This window comes from Pseudomonas sp. FG43 (assembly GCF_057809175.1).
This window is the reverse complement of sequence record NZ_JBMDJL010000004.1, coordinates 258,327-274,935: the sequence shown is the minus strand read 5'-3', so window position 1 is coordinate 274,935 and position 16,609 is coordinate 258,327. Positions and strand designations below refer to the sequence as shown.

At 59.3% G+C, this 16,609-nt stretch carries 17 protein-coding genes (1 of these 17 running past the window's edge); 7 read left to right on the top strand and 10 right to left on the bottom strand.

The features are described 5' to 3' along the window. Nucleotides 1-152 precede the first annotated feature (152 nt). The 5 genes from ACODS3_RS07365 to ACODS3_RS07345 are packed head-to-tail and all read left to right on the top strand — an operon-like array spanning nt 153 to nt 6,545. Nucleotides 153-1,751 (top strand): ABC transporter substrate-binding protein, encoded by a 1,599-nt coding sequence (locus ACODS3_RS07365; protein WP_489033931.1) that lies wholly within the window; start codon nt 153-155, stop codon nt 1,749-1,751. Further along, nucleotides 1,748-2,740, top strand: a complete 993-nt coding sequence (locus ACODS3_RS07360; RefSeq protein ID WP_489033907.1) for an ABC transporter permease — start codon at nt 1,748-1,750, stop codon at nt 2,738-2,740. Before ACODS3_RS07365 ends, ACODS3_RS07360 begins: the two co-directional genes overlap by 4 nt. After that, the gene (locus tag ACODS3_RS07355) at nt 2,737-3,600 is read left to right on the top strand and encodes an ABC transporter permease (protein ID WP_201017056.1); all 864 of its coding nucleotides are present in this window, start codon (nt 2,737-2,739) and stop codon (nt 3,598-3,600) included. The genes ACODS3_RS07360 and ACODS3_RS07355 overlap by 4 nt, the downstream gene beginning before the upstream one ends. Next, entirely contained in the window at nt 3,597-5,318 is a 1,722-nt protein-coding gene (locus tag ACODS3_RS07350) for a dipeptide ABC transporter ATP-binding protein (protein WP_489033906.1), read from the top strand. The genes ACODS3_RS07355 and ACODS3_RS07350 overlap by 4 nt, the downstream gene beginning before the upstream one ends. 15 nt (nt 5,319-5,333) lie before the next feature. Continuing rightward, entirely contained in the window at nt 5,334-6,545 is a 1,212-nt protein-coding gene (locus ACODS3_RS07345) for an acyl-CoA dehydrogenase family protein (protein WP_201017058.1), read from the top strand. Nucleotides 6,546-6,615: 70 nt separating this feature from the next. Here ACODS3_RS07345 and ACODS3_RS07340 read toward each other — a convergent pair whose 3' ends face one another. The 8 genes from ACODS3_RS07340 to ACODS3_RS07305 all read right to left on the bottom strand — a co-directional run bounded on the left by ACODS3_RS07340 (nt 6,616) and on the right by ACODS3_RS07305 (nt 12,719). Then, nucleotides 6,616-7,356, bottom strand: a complete 741-nt coding sequence (locus ACODS3_RS07340) for an ABC transporter ATP-binding protein (protein ID WP_489033905.1) — start codon at nt 7,354-7,356, stop codon at nt 6,616-6,618. Then, entirely contained in the window at nt 7,353-8,195 is an 843-nt protein-coding gene (locus ACODS3_RS07335; protein ID WP_201017060.1) for an ABC transporter permease, read from the bottom strand. The genes ACODS3_RS07340 and ACODS3_RS07335 overlap by 4 nt, the downstream gene beginning before the upstream one ends. Beyond that, nucleotides 8,195-9,121, bottom strand: coding sequence for an aliphatic sulfonate ABC transporter substrate-binding protein (locus tag ACODS3_RS07330; protein WP_201017210.1), 927 nt, complete (start codon nt 9,119-9,121; stop codon nt 8,195-8,197). Before ACODS3_RS07330 ends, ACODS3_RS07335 begins: the two co-directional genes overlap by 1 nt. Nucleotides 9,122-9,204: 83 nt before the next feature. Then, nucleotides 9,205-9,399, bottom strand: coding sequence for a hypothetical protein (locus ACODS3_RS07325; protein WP_201017061.1), 195 nt, complete (start codon nt 9,397-9,399; stop codon nt 9,205-9,207). A 4-nt stretch (nt 9,400-9,403) separates the two neighbouring features. After that, nucleotides 9,404-10,510, bottom strand: a complete 1,107-nt coding sequence (locus ACODS3_RS07320; RefSeq protein ID WP_201017062.1) for a sigma-54 interaction domain-containing protein — start codon at nt 10,508-10,510, stop codon at nt 9,404-9,406. A gap of 12 nt (nt 10,511-10,522) precedes the next feature. Continuing rightward, on the bottom strand, nt 10,523-11,716 hold the full coding sequence (locus ACODS3_RS07315) for an acyl-CoA dehydrogenase family protein (RefSeq protein WP_201017063.1): 1,194 nt from the start codon (nt 11,714-11,716) through the stop codon (nt 10,523-10,525). Further along, nucleotides 11,707-11,829 (bottom strand): hypothetical protein, encoded by a 123-nt coding sequence (locus ACODS3_RS07310; protein WP_268939517.1) that lies wholly within the window; start codon nt 11,827-11,829, stop codon nt 11,707-11,709. Before ACODS3_RS07310 ends, ACODS3_RS07315 begins: the two co-directional genes overlap by 10 nt. 215 nt (nt 11,830-12,044) lie before the next feature. Then, entirely contained in the window at nt 12,045-12,719 is a 675-nt protein-coding gene (locus ACODS3_RS07305; RefSeq protein WP_489033904.1) for a response regulator transcription factor, read from the bottom strand. A gap of 284 nt (nt 12,720-13,003) precedes the next feature. On the opposite strand from ACODS3_RS07305, the gene pmrG reads away from it, so the two are divergent. After that, nucleotides 13,004-13,696, top strand: coding sequence for a lipopolysaccharide core heptose(II)-phosphate phosphatase PmrG (gene pmrG / locus ACODS3_RS07300; protein ID WP_489033903.1), 693 nt, complete (start codon nt 13,004-13,006; stop codon nt 13,694-13,696). Nucleotides 13,697-13,811: 115 nt separating this feature from the next. Here pmrG and ACODS3_RS07295 read toward each other — a convergent pair whose 3' ends face one another. Both ACODS3_RS07295 and ACODS3_RS07290 read right to left on the bottom strand, forming a co-directional pair. Then, complete coding sequence (locus ACODS3_RS07295; RefSeq protein ID WP_489033902.1) at nt 13,812-14,468, bottom strand: HNH endonuclease; 657 nt, start codon at nt 14,466-14,468, stop codon at nt 13,812-13,814. 412 nt (nt 14,469-14,880) lie between these two features. Beyond that, nucleotides 14,881-15,675, bottom strand: coding sequence for a helix-turn-helix transcriptional regulator (locus tag ACODS3_RS07290; RefSeq protein WP_201017066.1), 795 nt, complete (start codon nt 15,673-15,675; stop codon nt 14,881-14,883). A gap of 349 nt (nt 15,676-16,024) precedes the next feature. Here ACODS3_RS07290 and ACODS3_RS07285 point away from each other — a divergent pair, with 349 nt between their 5' ends. After that, on the top strand, nt 16,025-16,609 hold the beginning of the coding sequence (locus ACODS3_RS07285) for a non-ribosomal peptide synthetase (RefSeq protein ID WP_489033901.1). Its footprint extends 8,913 nt past the window's final position; 585 of the gene's 9,498 nt are visible here — the first part of the coding sequence; the start codon lies at nt 16,025-16,027; its stop codon lies off the right edge, out of view.

Here is a 16,609-nt window from a genome sequence, read left to right as displayed (position 1 = left end):
CTTTAAGTCAATGAATTCAATGGTTTGAGAGTCGGCACGGGACCTGCAATACCCCGGTAACCGCCCATGCAAAGCCATCGGACCTGTCATCCCCGGGAGCGATCTTGAAATTCGATATCCGTCCTTTTATCCCTTTATTTGCCGCCTCGACATTGGCCCTGGCGTTGACTGGCTGTGAGCGTGCCGAGAAAGTCGCGACCCAGAGCGATCAGCCGGTGCATGGCGGTACGCTGGTGTACGCCACTGACCGCGAGCCCACCTGTCTCGATCCTCATGTGGCGGGCGACATGCCTCAGGTTTTCGTCGCCCAGCAGTATCTTGATTCGCTGGTGTCCATGGACAGCGAAGGCCGGATCGGTCCATGGCTGGCCAAGAGCTGGGAAGTCTCGGTCGATGGCCTGCGCTACACCTTCCATTTGCGCAATGACGTGCATTTCACTGACGGCACGCCATTCAACGCGGCAGCCCTGAAAGCCAACCTCGAACACATTACCAATCCCAAGAGCCAGTCCAGCACCGCCGGTGGCTACATTCGCCAGTACCGCAGCACCGAGGTTGTGGATGACTACACCGCCATCGTGCATCTGGCTACGCCTTATGCCGCATTCCTGGAAGTACTGGCTCAGGGTTTCCTTGGCATCCAGTCGCCCACGGCGCTGGCCCGCAGCCGCGATGCCAACTGCGAAAGCCCGGTGGGCAGCGGGCCGTTCAAGGTGGTCAAGTGGGAGCGGCAGAGCCACGTCCAGCTGGCCCGTAATCCCGACTACAACTGGGCGCCGCCCACGGCTCGCCATCAGGGGTCGGCGTATCTGGAAGGTATTGTCTGGAAGTTCATTCAGGAGCCTTCGGTACGCTTTGCCTCGCTGCAAGCCGGTGAAGTGGACGTGATAGAGGCTTTGCCGCCGGAGTCCCATGAAGCGGCGCGGCGCAATCCTGACTTGAAACTGATCATCTCCCAGCGTCCGGGCAACCCTACCAATGGCACCTTCAACATTCGTCGCGCGCCCTTTGACGATCTGCGGATGCGCGAGGCATTTGTGCGTAGCGCCGATGTCGAGGGCGCGCTCAAGAGTGTCTATTTCGGCGAATTTCAAAGGGCTGGCGGCCCTCTGAGCGTGGCGACGCCGTTCTACAGCCCCGACTTCGAGCGTGTTCAGGACTACGACCCGGCCCGCGCCACGCGATTGCTCGACGAGGCAGGCTGGACCGGTCGTGACGCCGAGGGTTATCGCACCAGGGACGGCAAGCGTCTGCGGGCTGTCGTGCTGATCGGCTCACGTACGCCACCGTCGGAAGTGACCTTGTGGGAGCAGGTCCAGGCGACGACCCGTCAGGTCGGCATCGATCTGGTTATGGATCAGATGAGCGACGTGCAGTCCACGGCGCGTCAGGCCGCCTGGGATTACGACATCCGCATCGGCTACTGGAACACCAATACCCCCGATGTGCTGCGGATCATTTTCAGTTCTGCGTTTGTCCAGCCTGCCGGGGTTGGTGGCTATCACCAGAACACCGCCGGTTATGCCGATCCCGGATTCGACGCACTGATCGAAAGCGCTCTGGCCACTCAGGACCCCGAGCAGCGCCGCAAGATTTATTACGAAGCCCAGAAGCAGATCGCTGCGCAATACCTGGAGCTGACCACCTATCCGCAAAGCACCCGGCTGGGTATCTACAAGACCGCCCATGGGGTGCGTCTGGAGCCGTCGCTGGCGGTAACTTATCTCTATGACTCATGGGTGACGAAATGAGTGCAAGCGCAACGCCTCTGGATGCGGTTGATCCGCGCCGCCAACGCCTGACTGCTCTCGGGCGCCGTGCTGCCATTCGTCTGGCGGGCGGCGTGCTGGTGCTGTGGGCCGTGGCAACCCTGACTTTTTTTGCCCTGCGCCTGATGCCGGGCGATCCGGTACTGGCCATTCTTGGTGGCCCGAGCGGCAACCCGACAGCCGAAACCATCGAAGCCACGCGCCAGGAATACGGCCTCGACAAGCCGTTGCCGGTTCAATATGCGGTCTATCTGGGCCGCTTGCTGCAGGGAGATCTGGGCAACTCCTATTCCCAGCATCAGCCGGTGACCCGCGTACTGGCCGAGCAGGGCGGTGCGACGCTGGAGCTGACCCTGGCATCACTGGCGCTGGCCTGGGTGCTGGTCCTGCTGTTGACGGTCATCACTTCCGGGCGCGGGCGACTGATCGGTGGCGTTGCGTCATTCGCTGAAACCCTGAGTGCCGCCTTGCCGCATTTCTGGCTTGGAGTGGTGCTGCTCGCCGTATTTGCCTTTGGCCTGCGCTGGTTTCCACCGGCGGGTAGCGACAGCCTCGCAAGCCTGGTGTTGCCTGCGTTCTCACTGGCCATTCCGCTGGCGGGTTTCATTGCTCAGGTCACCCGTGAATCCCTTGAAATGACACTCGATCAACCTTTCGTGCTGACAGCCCGCACCCGAGGCTTGAGTGATCTGGCGGTGCGCTTCAGACACGCCTTGCGTCATGCGCTGCTGCCGGGAGTGTCGCTTTCAGGCTGGGCTATCGGTGCGTTGATCAGTGGTGCGGTGGTCTGCGAGGTGATCTTTTCCCGTAAGGGTGTCGGTCGCCAGTTGTATCAGGCAGTACAGGCCCAGGACTTGCCTTTGGTTATCGGTATCAGCCTGGTGGTGGCTGCCGGCTATGTACTGGCCAATATTCTGGTGGACCTGCTTTATCAATGGATTGACCCACGGCAACAGGAGCCGAACTCATGAGCGACCTGACTCTTGACCAGACTTTCAGCCCGTTGCGCCGTCAACGGCGCCTGCACCTGCCGCCTTTGGGCGCAAGCCTGGCGTTGCTGTTTCTTGCTGCGCTGATACTGGCGGCACTGGCACCGCAGTTGTTCACTCGCATCGATCCGCTGGCCATCGTGCCTCGCGAGGCGTTTCAGGCGCCGGGCTGGGCGCACTGGCTGGGAACCGATCAGTCAGGGCGCGACATTTTTGCCCGGATTGTCTATGGCACCCGCGAGAGTCTGTTCATCGGTGTGGCCGCCACGGCACTGGCGATGAGCATTGCCATTACCCTCGGGCTGCTGGGCGGTCTGGGTGGTGCGCGGGTTGATCGCTGGGTGGGCTGGCTGCTGGAAGTGCTGTTTGCCTTTCCGAGCCTGGTGCTTGCCTTGTTGTTTGTGACGGTATTCGGCAGCGGCATTGGTCCGTTGATTGTCGCCACCGGGCTGGGGGCTGCGCCCGGTTATGCCCGGATGGTTCGCGGTCAGGTTCTGGCGGTGCGTAATGCCGGCTATATCGAAGCGGCGCGGGCGCTGGGGCATCCGGTTTCGCGCATCGTGCTGCGTCAGTTGCTGCCCAATGCCATGCGCCCATTGGTGGTGACACTGACCATGGGTGTTGGTCAGGCGATTGTCTGGGCTTCGGCACTGAGCTTTCTCGGTATGGGCGCGCAACCGCCCGCTCCCGAGTGGGGAACCATGCTGTCCATGGGCCGTGATTTTATCGCCAATGCCTGGTGGCTCACGTTCTTTCCGGGCCTGTTCATTGTGTTGACCACGTTGTCCACCACCGTGACCGGCCGCTATATCCAACAACGTCTGGAGGGGCGCCTGCCATGAGTGGCAAGACCTTGATTGTCGAAGGCCTGAGCATCGCCTTTGAAGGGCGAAAGGTGGTTCAGGATTTGTCCTTTACTCTGGCGCCAGGGCGTTGCGTGGCGCTGGTGGGTGAGTCTGGCTCGGGCAAGAGTGTCAGCGCCCGTAGCCTGGTTGGCCTGGCGGGCAGTCGCGCTGAAGTGGCGGCTCGGCGGCTGAGTTTTGGTGAGCACGACCTGCTTTCTCTCAGCGAGCGGCAGTGGCGTGGTGTGCGTGGCAAGGACATCGGCTTTGTCCTGCAGGATGCTCTGGTGTCCCTCGACCCGTTGCGCCCGGTGGGCAAGGAAATCCTCGAAGTGCTGCAAACCCATGGTTTCGGCAATCGGCAACAGCGTGGCGCCCGGGTGCTGGAACTATTGGAGCGGGTTGGCGTGCCGGATGTGGCGTTACGCGCCCGCCAGCGGCCCGGCCAGTTATCCGGTGGCTTGCGCCAGCGGGCGTTGATTGCCAGTGCATTGGCCATGGATCCGGCGCTGGTGATTGCCGACGAGCCTACCACCGCCCTGGACGCCACGGTGCAGGCGCAGATTCTTGCAGTCTTCCAGCAGATCAAGGCCCGTGGCGCCTCGTTACTGATCATCAGCCATGACCTTGCGGTGGTCGCGCAACTGGCAGACGACGTGGTGGTGCTGCGTCACGGCGAGGTGGTAGAGCAAGGGCCGATGCAGCAAGTCCTGAGCAAGCCGCAGCATTCCTACACCCGTGAGTTGCTGGCCGCTGTGCCATCCGAACATCCGCGAGGGAGCCGTTTGTCTCCTGAGCGTGCAGGCGTGATACGCCCGACACCTCCTGTCAAAAGTGGCGAAGCGGGGCAGGTGCTGTTGCAGGCTCAAGGTCTGGGCAAGCGTTATCTGGGACCTGATGGCCAGCTTCGTCAGGTGGTGCAGGACGTCGGTTTCGAGCTGCGCGCCGGGCAGACACTGGGCATTGTCGGCGAGTCCGGTTCGGGAAAGACCACGGTAGCCCGCATTGCCCTTGGCCTGTTGCAACCCGATGCCGGGCAAGTGCTGTACCGCGGCCAACCCTGGAACCTGCCCGGCAATGCCATCGATGAAAAACGGCGACGGCCACTGCGGCGGGAAATCAGCGTGATCTATCAGGACCCGCTCGGCTCCTTCGACCCGCGCTGGAACGTGATGCAGATTCTCGATGATGCATTGCATGTCGCGGGCGTCGAGCCAAGCCAGCGTCCGGCGCGGATTACCCATTTGCTGGGGCAGGTGCGATTGCCGCCCGAGCTGGCCCGGCGACGTCCCTTGCAGTTGTCCGGTGGTCAACGTCAGCGGGTGGCCATTGCCCGAGCGATTGCCAGCGAACCGAAGCTGATCATCTGCGACGAACCGGTTTCGGCGCTGGATGTTTCGGTGCAGGCGCAAGTGCTGGACCTGCTGGCTGATCTGCAACAGGAACTGGGATTGGCCTATCTGTTCATTTCCCACGATCTGGGGGTGATTCGTCACGTCAGCGACAACGTGCTGGTGATGCGCCACGGCCAGGTCGTCGAGCTGGCGCCGGTGGAACAACTGTTTACCCGGCCCGCCCACGAATACACCCAACGCCTGCTCGGTTCGGTGCCGCGACTGCCCGGTAGCGGCGCGGAGCTGGTGGTGCCGCCGCTGGACCCAGAACACGAAGCCTTTGACGTTTTCGATGAATCACGTCTCTGGAAAATTGCCATTTAGGCCTGAGGACTGCTCATGACCACTTTTCAACGTTTGACCCCGCAGGCGCCGGCCGCCACTGTCAGCGAACTGCAAGCTCGTATCACCGCGCTGCTGCCAGGCATTGCTGCTGGTGCGGCCCAGCGTGAGCGCGAGCGGCAATTGCCTTTCGAGGCCATCGCCCAGCTTGCTGCTGCCGGTCTTTATACTGTGCGTATTCCGAAAAACCATGGAGGACCGGGCGGCAGCGTACGGGATGTCATCGAGCTGCTGCTGCGTATCGCTTCGGTGGACTCCAACGTCGCCCAGGCCCTGCGCCCCGGTCTTGCCTTTGTCGAAGGCCTGTTGGTTTCCACGACTGAAGATGCCGAGGCCGAGCGCCAGCGCTGGTTTGCCCGCTACCTTGAAGGCGCAGTGATCGGCAATGCCGGTTGGGAACTGGGTGGAGCCAATGGAGCGATTGCTGCACGGCTGGTGCGCGAAGGCGATCATTACCGGGTCAATGGCAGCAAGTTCTACAGCACTGGTGCATTGTTTGCCGACTGGGTCAGCGCTGTTGCGCTGGATGAAGATGAACAGCCGGTTTCATTCATTCTGCCTCGTGATCGCGAAGGTCTGGTATTGCTCGACGACTTCGATGCCATGGGCCAGCGTCTGACGGCCAGTGGCACGACTCATCTGCAGAACGTGCGGGTCGAGGCCAGTGATATTCGTACCCGCACGGTGGAAGAAGGCAAACGCACCATCGTCACGCCATTCCTGCAACTGTTTCTGGGCACGGTACAGGCCGGTATTGCCCGTAATGCACTGGACGATGCGGTACGTTTTGCCAGGGAACACGCACGCCCAATCAAGCACAGCAGTGCCAGTCGTTCGGTGGACGATCCCTATGTGGAATTGGCCGTGGGCGATATTTCCGCTCGGGCCTATGCTGCCCAAGCGCTGGTGCTCAAGGCCGCCGAGGCAATCGATCGTGCCTGGGCCGCGCAACAGGCTCATGCAGAAGTTGAACAGGCCGCTGTGGAAGTCGCACAGGCGCAGTATCTGGTCGCTGAACTTGCGCTCAAGGCTGCTGAAACCTTGTTTGATGTGGGCGGAGCATCGACGACAGGCCGCAGCCATAATCTTGATCGCCATTGGCGCAATGCACGCACCGTGGCCAACCATAATCCGCGTCACTGGAAAGCAGCAGTGGTGGGGGCCTGGCAGCTCAAGGGCACAGAGCCGCCGACCTCAGGGTTGTTCTGAATTTCAATACCCCGTCGCGGCCAAGGCCCCTCCCACCTAAGCAGTGGGAGGGGCCCTCCGCGACAAAATATCAAATCACCCGCGCATCATGCAGTGACTCCAGCGCCTGGCTGCGCAGCTTTGCCAGGGTTTCGTCTCTGCGGTCGCGGGGGTAGGTGAGAGGTACGGTCAGCTCCCTGATGACAGTGCCGGGGCGGTTGCCGATCACCAGCACCCGATGGCTCAGGTACAGCGCTTCATCGACATCGTGGGTCACGACCAGCAGGCCGATATGGTGACGTTGGGCCAGATCCAGTAGCAGGTCCTGAAGCTTGAAGCGAGTGAAGGCATCGACCGCGCTGAAGGGTTCGTCCAGCAACAGAAGCTGCGGCTGGCCGTAAAGCCCGCGTGCAATGGCCACGCGCTGGGCCATGCCGCCCGACAACGCCTTGGGCAGCGCGTCGGCAAAGCCGGTCAGGCCGACTTCGTCGATCAGGCGGGTGACCAGGGCGCGGTCGTAATTCTTGTCCTGACTGAAGCCGATATTCTCGGCAACCGTCAGCCAGGGCATCAAGCGTGGTTCCTGAAACACGAAACCGACCTCATCGGGGCGTTTGCGCAACTGGCCGCGAAAGTCCTGATCCAGCTGTGCAATCAGGCGCAGCAGAGTGCTTTTGCCGCAGCCGCTGGGGCCGAGCAGGCTGACGATTTCCCCCGGTTGCAGGCGCAACTCAAGCTGACCGAGAACGGCGGTATCACCGAAAGCCTTGTGCTCGACATGCAGGTCCAGCAAAGGCGCCTGATCTGTAGTCGCACGATGAAGCTGAGTCATGGTCGGGCTCCAGAGTCTGCGCCGTCGAAGGTGTCACGCCAGGCCAGCCAGCGTTTTTCCAGGCCAGCCAGCAGGCCGTCGCTGATTTTACCGAGCAGCGCCAGAACAATGATTGCCGCCAGCACCAGGTCTGGCCGAGACGTTTCCCGGCCATCGCTGAGCAGATAGCCCAGGCCACGAGTGGCTGCGATCAGTTCAGCGGCGACCAGGAACATCCAGCTCAGGCTCAGGGCGCTGCGCAGGCCGGTGAACACGCCCGGAAAGGCGGCAGGCAAGAGAATCCGCCGGGCCAGGCGCGTGCGGCTGAAACCATACATGCGCCCGACTTCCACCAGCTTGCGGTCGATATTGCGAATCGCTGCGACCCCGTTGAGGTACACGGGGAAGAACGCACCGATGGCAATCAGCGTGACCTTGGAGGTTTCACCAATTCCCAGCCACAGCAGCAAGAGTGGAACCCATGCCAGGCTTGGGATGGCCCGCAGGCTGGCGAAGGTCGGCTCCAGCCAGGCTTCGGCCTCGCGGCTGAGGCCTACCCAGGCGGCAAACAGCAGCCCCAGGAACGAACCGATGAAGAAACCGGCCAGCACCCGTGACAGGCTTGCTCCAATGTGTTTCCACAACGCGCCATCGGCGAGCTGGAACAGGGTCTGTGCCACCTCGCTGGGAGCTGGCATCTGGTAGGAAGCTATCCAGCCCAGACGCACCACGGTTTCAAGCAGCAGGATGATCGCCAGAGGCAATGCCAGGCCTTTGGCCCGGCGTCGCCACTGAGGAGCACGACTGGCGGATTGCTCTGCCGGACTTGCCCCGGCGAGGGCTTTGCTGGAAGTGCTCATCACTCGATACTGGCCTTGCCAAAGGATGGATCGATCAGTTGATCGATGACCTGATTGACATCGACACCGCGCTTGACCAGTTCCTCGGATACCAGAATCGGTGCGGCAGCCTTGGAGGCGACGATATCCTTGTCAGTCAGTTGTGGCGCAGACAAATCAGTACGGGTCAGTTGCAGCTTGGCAACATCCAGCGGCAGTTTGGACTCATCAGCCAGCAGCTTGGCGAATTCTTCCGGATGGGCAATGGCCCAGTGACGTGCCTGCTCATAGGCCTTGATCACGGTAGTGATGGTTTGTGGATGGGCCTTGGCGAAAGCCTCGGTCACGCTGATCACGCCATAGCTGTTGAAGTCCTTGTTGCGGTACAGCAGACGCGAACCGGCCTGCAATTCGCTGGCGGCCATGTGCGGGTCAAGACCGGCCCAGGCGTCGACATCGCCTTTCTCCAGCGCGGTGCGTCCGTCCGGATGCTGGAGGTGCAGGAGTTCCACGTCATTCTTTTCCAGGCCCGCCTTGGCCAGTGAGCGCAGGGTGAACAGATACGGGTCTGTGCCCTTGGTCGCGGCGATCTTCTTCCCTTTAAGATCGTTCACGCTCTTGAGTGGCGAGTCCTTGCGCACCACCAATGCAGTCCATTCGGCACGGCTGTAGACATACACCGACTTGATCGGGCTGCCATTGGCCCGTGCCAGCACCGCCGAGAGGCTGGCCGACGATCCGAAGTCGGCGCCACCGCTGTTCAGGTACTCCAGCGAGCGGTTGCTGCCCTGGCTGAACACCCAACTGACTTTCGAGTTCGGCAACGCCTTTTCGACCCAGCCGAAGTGCTTGAGCACCAGGCTGACAGGCGAGTAGTAGGCGTAATCCAGACGCACTTCCTCAGGCGCATTTTCAGCGCGGGCAGACGGGTTCAGGGCCAGAGCCATCAGGCCGGAGCAGGCCAGAAGCTTCAGGGAACGAGGGAGGCGGGGCAAGGCCAGATCAATCAGACGCATCGCGTGGTATCCAGTCAGGGTTGGGAAGTAATGACGGGATTGCAGGTGTCATGCCATGTGCTACAGGCCACGGCCAGTGGGCGTTGCGCGCAATCGAGGCCGAAACGGGGCTGTGTAATCGAAGGCATAATGCTGAACAACTGTTGCTGGGTGGACAGTTGCAGCAGAGGCAAGCCGCTCGGGTAGCCCGTGCCGGGCGCCCAAGCCATGGCTTCAGATCGATAGCTGTACGACGCGATTGTCCAGTGCGTGGTTCTGGTTGCGGCGTTTGTTCACCACCAGTTCGCCAATGGCGATCAGGCGGGTACGGGTCACGTTGCGTGAAAGACCGAGCAATTGCGCGGTATGAACCTGATTGTAGTGGCAGTGATGATAGGCAGAGCGTAGCAGCGCATTCTCGACGTGCTCATGAAGATTGCCCGACTGCTTCTCGTAAAGCCTGTTGAATGCTTTCTGCAGCAGATCGTCCACTGCATTGCCATCATGGCTCGGCAACTGTTCGTCCTGACGCTCCAGACGCAGGTTGGACAGGCGCAGGTCTTCAGCCTGAACCTTGCCGTCGCAGCAGGTCAGCAGGCTATGGTGAATCACGTTCTCCAGCTCACGGATATTGCCGGGCCAGCTGTAGCTGACCAGCTTGGACTGGGCCTCTGGGGTGAGTTCCACCTGCCCGTAACCCAGGCGTTCGCTGTAAGTGCGCATGAAGTGGCGGCTCAGGGGCAGGATATCGCCGGGACGTTCGCGCAAGGCGTGCAGCGACAAGGTCACCACGTTCAGCCGGTAATACAGATCCTCACGAAAATGCCCGGCATTGATGGCTTTTTCCAGTTGCACATTGGTGGCCGCCAGGACCCGCACATTGATCGGGATGCTCTTGCGCGACCCCAGCCTCACCACCTCGCGTTCCTGCAAGACGCGCAGCAGCTTGACCTGAATGGCCATTGGCAAATCACCGATTTCATCGAGGAACAGCGTGCCGCCGTTGGCCTCCTCGAACCAGCCTGCCTTGGCGCTCAGGGCGCCGGTAAAGGCGCCTTTCTCATGGCCGAACAGCTCGGCTTCCACCAGTGATTCGGAGAAGGCGCCGCAGTTGACCGCCACGAACGGACCGTTGCAGCGACCGCTGAGATTATGCAGGTGTCGCGCAACCAGCTCCTTGCCGGTTCCGGTTTCGCCGATGATCAGCACGCTGGCTTCGCTTGGGGCGATCTGTTGCAGATGGGCCAGCAGGGTCTTGGATTTCGGGTCCTCGAACACCTGGGCCGTGGCGCGAATGGAGGTCGCGAGGGATGGAGAGGGCGGAAGTGTCAGCAATTGCATAAGGGCTCTCGCTCAGGAATAGAAGGTCGGTGTCGGACGCTTGCCGTTCAAGGCCCAGTCGCCCAGCTCGTGTAGCTTGTAATCCAGCGGATCGTGCAGGGTCTGTGTACGCAGGTTGCGCCAGAAGCGGTCCAGACGCAGGGCGGCATGGGTGGCTCTGGCCCCGGTCACTTCAAACAGGCGGCTGCACAGATCAAGCCCCGTGCGAGTGGCCGCAACCTTGGCGCTGCTGATGGACAGCGCAAGGCGCGCACGTTCTTCGCTGCTCAGTTCCGGGCCTTTGTTCCAGGCTTCGTCGAGCTGCACACAAGCGCGTTCGACCAGGGCGCGTGTCCCTTCGAGCGCTGCCCAGAATTCGCCGTAATGACGCAACACATAAGGGTCTTCACTGATATCCCGCGCCTGGGAAGTGAACCACGGGCGACTTTCCTTGAGGGTGTATTGCCGGGCTTCCTCAAAGGCACCTTCACTGATGCCCAGAAACAGGTTGGTGAAGTGCAATTGGGCAATCAGCGGGCGCAGGCAGGCAAACGGTGTACTCAACGGGCCTGGATCAAGCAGCAGTTCCGATTCTTCAATACGTACCCGCTCGAAAGTGGCGCTGCCGCTGTCGGTCTGACGCTGGCCCATATTGTCCCAGTCGTCGTGCAGAGTGATGCCGGTGCGACCACTGGGGATAGCGGCAATTACCAGCTTGCCGCCAGCATTTTCATCCACCGCCGAGGCAATGAGCATTTCCGAATCGCTGGCCCCTGAACAGAAGCTCTTGCGTCCGGAAAACTCACGCCAGCCATCAAAGGTTTTCATTACGGTGCGGGTGTCGAGGGGGTTCAGCGCGTTACCCCAGAACCAGTTCTGTCGTGCCGTCTGCTCGAACCACGGGTGCCATTGCTCGGGACTGGCGAACAGTCGAACCGTGGCCAGCATCAGGTGGTGGAAGCCGAATACATGTGCAATGGAACTGTCGACCCTGGCGAACTCACGCACTACGTCGAACGTTTCCTGCCAGTTGGCACCCAGGCCACCAAAGCGGGTCGGGATACTCAGGGCCAACAGCCCGCTGCGACGCAGGGCGTCGCGTTCGGCCAGTGGCGTTCCACCGTTCTTGTCGCGCTCGGCGGCATTGATGGCGAACTCTGCCGCCAGGTTGCGGGCCAGTAGCAGCGGAGAAGTAAAGGAGGCGGGCACAGGTGATGTCACAGGCATCCCCTCATGCAGATCGGCTCAAGCCAGTTGTCTGGCAGCACCGTATTGGCAGTCAGGATAAAAGGGCAACAGGTCCCGCCTGAAACAGCGATGACCTTCAAGAGTCCGCTCATGTTCGATTCCTTTGTGATGAAGCTCCGTGATCAGAGCTGCGTCGCTCAGGTCGCAAGTCCTGTGCCAGAACTTAACAGGCTGATTTCAATCGGGTTTATGGTTTTTGGCGGGGTGGTGGTGTTGCTTGAGGGCGTGCTCTGTTGCTCAGGTGTTGGTGGGGCAACAGTGGTGGGGGTGTATGAGGGTGGGCAGGCACGGGAAGAAGTGGCCTGTCCTATCTTGGGCCTTGCAGCCTGTAACCCATGCCATGAGCGGTGTGCAGCAGAAGGATATCAAAAGGCTTATCAATGACTTTGCGCAGTGTGTAAATACTGGTCCGCAAGCTATCCGAGTCGGGTGTATTGCTGCCCCAGAGCGCTTGCTCAAAATCCTTCCGCTTCACTATGGCCGGGCTTTTACGCATGAGCAGTTCAAGAAGTACCATGCTGGTAGGGTTCAGCTTGAGCAAGCATCCTGCACGTCTGACTTCCAGGGTGTCCAGGTCGTACGTCAAGTCATGTATCTGCAATATGCGTTTTTTCATGCCGCTAAAGCGTCGTGCGACGGATTCAACCCGGGCAAGTAACTCGGACAGTGCAAAGGGTTTGACGATGTAGTCGTCTGCACCCACATTGAACCCTGATATACGATCATCCAAGGCGTCACGAGCCGTCAGCATCAAGATGGGAACATGCTGCACGGTGTTTTCCCGCAAGGTTTTACACAGGAGAATACCGTCCATGCCTGGTAGCATGAGGTCCAGAATAATGGCGTCGTAATTGCCGGTGACGGCATGATGTAGCCCGGTCAGTCCGTCCAGTGCCCCAGTCACTTCAAATCCTTTCAGGGTGAAGTACTCGGTGATGTTGGCGAGAATATCTTTGTGATCTTCAATAACAAGTATGCGCATTACGCAGCTCTTTAACTTTCTGGCGTAGGGCCTGTAGCAGTTGGAGGCAACGGTACTCAGGTAAAAGTCAATTTAAAGTGAAATCGTTGTCAAAAGTCTCTTTGCATTTCCCCTCATCAGACAGACTTTCTTTGCTGTGCCCTGAGCAGCGTTTTTTCCTACGAAAACTTGACAACTCATTGACCTCTCGGTGACAGCGCCTTGAATAGCCTGCGGGCATGAGGTCGGGGATGCGAATGCATCACCTGTAAAAACCGAAAAAACTCTGGTCAAGGAATCATGGCGTGGCTTTTACTCAGCTTTATAGTGTGGCGTCCGAAAAGCAACTTCTTCATAAACAACATGCCAACAAGTTCGGCATAAAGAATGTCGCACTATTTCTTGCACTATCCGCGCTCTTGGCAGTTTTTGTCTGGTTATGGACAGCGACTCGTATTGTTGATTTGGGCGTGGGCGATAATATGAGCAGGTCGGGGCTTCATGGCCTGTGGGCAAAAGGCGATGTTGTCGTAATGATCAGGCATGCCGAACGTTGTGATCGTTCTCATAATGCCTGCATGGGCGATGCTGATGGCATCACCGTTATTGGCAGCCAGGCGGCCATGAAAGTTGGAGCCGGTTTGCAGCAGTTGGGGCTGGAAAAGACAAGCATCATTACCAGCCCGTTGACTCGAACAAGGCAAACGGCTGATCTGATCTCGGTGACAGCGCCGACTCAACGCTGGGTTGAGGATTGCGACAGTGGTTTCAAGGATGCGGTGCTGGCGCACAAGAAACCAGGCGAGAATCTGGTGCTGATCACCCACAGCGGCTGCATCGATCACTTCGAGCGCAAGATGGGCGTTCGTGGGGGGCAACGCGATAGCGCTTACACGCAAGCTTTCTTTGTGAGGGTGGATGGCAGGCATGCACCGAAGATGCTCGGGGCGTTGGGCGCAGGGTCTTGGGGAGCTTTGAGTAACGTTCAGTTGAATTGAGGTTCGCCGCGAGCGCTCTTGCCGACGGAGTATGCCGATCAGTTAAGACGTACACGTCTAATGTGGGAGGGGCCTTGGCCGCGACGACTTGCTTACAGGCAACATTGCGGCAAGCTCACGAAAGAGGGCTATTCAGAAGTCGCTCCAGTCCATCCCACATGCTTTTCACGGGATCTCGTTTCCTGGGGTCAATAAGGTTGAGCTCTTCGACGGTATGGTTCATTTTGCCGAAGTTGCAAGGCGCACAGGTCAGCACGGTATTCTCGAGGCTATTGTCACCACCGCGAGCATGGGCCAGAACGTGATCGTATTGAGCCCAAAGGGCTTGAAAGGCCGCATGCTGGCCAGCGTTGGTTTTCCCCCAAGGCAAGGCGTCTGGGTAGTTTTTTGCCAGCACACTACGTATTTCCGCTCGTATTACAGGTACACCACAGAACCTGCAGTGAAAACCGTCGCGCAGATGAACCATTTTCTTCTCGGCCACACTCGGCATCCTGACCGGGATTCGGTTGTTCTTGAGCAGCTTTGGTGGCGCTCCCGGAACCGTTCGCGCTTTAACATACTGGCTGGCTTTTCCCCATAATGACTCTGTCCATTCCCGGACCTCATCCATGTTGGCAGCGCGGATCAGATATTCGGCAAGCTCAGTATTTTTCGCCAGGTGAGCAGAGACTGCAGCGTCAAGGTATCGGGCTGCATCCAGCACTTGAGGCACGGGGTTTCTGAAGCAGAGCCGGGGCATCTCATCAGTAACACAGTCTGTGCTTTGCATTGCAGTTCTTCTTCTGCTCCTGCTCTTTATCATAGGGTGTGGAGATTACGGTGTCGGGCTTGTTGCATGACCGATATCCTGCATTCCAGCCTTCGGAGTAAGCGTTTTGGAGCCCCACCAGGGCGTCATTGTCTCGGTCACTGAAACTTCCGTTTTTACGCTTGATCTCGCAGCCTGCATTGAAGCCCCGGTTGTAGGGGGTATCAGGTTTGGGTTTGAACAGGCTGCAGCCTGCAAGGGTGAGTCCGAAACATAGTGCGAGGAGCAGTGGATACGGCAATCGCATTCTTCTATCCCGGGTTTTCCGTCAAATAGCTTGGCAAGCAAGCTATTTGAGCGCTTTTATGTCCAAATGGCCAGTGGCGCAGGAACGTGTCTGGATAGCGAACGCAGTCGTTTTCACACAGCCTCTTCAGGCACCCGCCATCCACCTTGCCAGGCCATGTCGCCCACTGATGCCCAGCTTCACGGTGGCGCGTTTGAGATAGGTTTCCACCGAGCTGGCCTTGACTCGCAGTCGCTGTGCCATTTCCGGCACGGTGCCGCCGGTCAGCAGGCCCAGGCAGACTTCCTGCTCGCGTGCTGACAGGTTGATCGCATCCTGTGCAAGTCGGCCGCTGAAGGCCTGGTGCATGGATGCGGCTTCTGCTTCTTGCTCGGGTTCGATGCGTGCCGTGCTTGCTCCACGGACGACTGGCTGGGCGAGGAGTTGGCTATGATGCTCGACCAGTGGCAACAGGGTTTCCGAAAGGCTCTTGAGCAGCGAAAGCTCGGACAGGGAAAACGGTCGCAAGGTTGGCAGGCGATAGAAGCAGATCACCCAGCGCTGATCGCCATTGCTTGAGACCAGGTTGCACTGGTGGGTGATGTTCTGTGGGTTCTGTTTGTTCGAGGGCACCTTGAGCTGGATAAGCAAGGGTGCCTCCATCTTCAGGATGCTTTGCAGGAGTGGGTGGTGTCGGCTATCGGTTACAGGAAAATCATGTTGCAGGCCTGCATTGCCGAGACGGTTGATCTGGCTGATGCTTTGCTGCGGCGCGTTCAGGGTCCATTCGCAGAGATCGAGTCCGTGAATGGGCACCAAGGCATCGACAAGCTGTAGCATCTGCCTGGCAAAGGCACTGTTGCCGGTGCTGGAAATCAGTTGACCCAGTTGCTGATAAAAACGCGGGTCATGGTTGTGCTCATGACTGGTTGTCAGTTTCATACTTCTATCTTCCCTGATTCTGACTGTACTAATGGTGTTCCAGTGGCCGACACCTTATGTTGACGCCTGAATAATGACGCTGGTAATGCCGGTATTCAACCCAAGGCGCTGTTTTGTGTCTGTAGTGGAAAACCGGGACAAGCCAATTAATAGCTGTGAACTTTATTTTACAAGGGCGGTCATTGCATTTTGTGACGAGCGGTCGAGGCTACTACTTTATAGGGCTGAAACGGCTGTCAAGGTTTTTTTGTATGGTGGCTCTAGGCCATTGTAGGGGTTTTTGGGGACATACAGGGTCGGCAGGGCGGTGCTTGAATCCGCGGCTTAACTGCCTGGAAGGACCTGGACCATGTCTGCCGCCGATGTTTTCCCCCTGACCGCCGCCCAACGTGACGTCTGGCTTGACCAGATCAGCCGCGGTGATTCCCCCCTCTACAACATCGGCGGATACCTGAACCTTACCGGTCCCCTGGATCCGGTGACGTATCAGCGCGCTCTTGAACATCTGGTTGCATCCCACGAGGGAATGCGCACCGTGTTGCTGCCGGGAGCCTCGGCAGATGGCCTGCCGTTGCAGACCTATGCCGAATCGATGCCTGTGCCGATGCCCTTGCATGATTTGAGCGACCAGCCAGACCCTGTAAGCGCGGCACACGCGCTGACCCTTGAGTATATGCAGCGCCCCTGCACGCTGGATGGCAGTCCACTGTTCAGGTTCTGCCTTGTGCGCCTGGGGGAAGACCACCACTGGATGATCAGCATAGTTCATCACCTGATTATCGATGGCTGGGGCTTCGGGCAGATGATCAAGTCCCTGGGCGAGCATTACACCGCACTGGCTGAAGGCAGCAGCCTTGATTTCAACGGCCCGGACTACCGCGATTTCATTCAGGAAGACGCGCGTTACCACGACTCGCCACGCTACGAGCGAGAC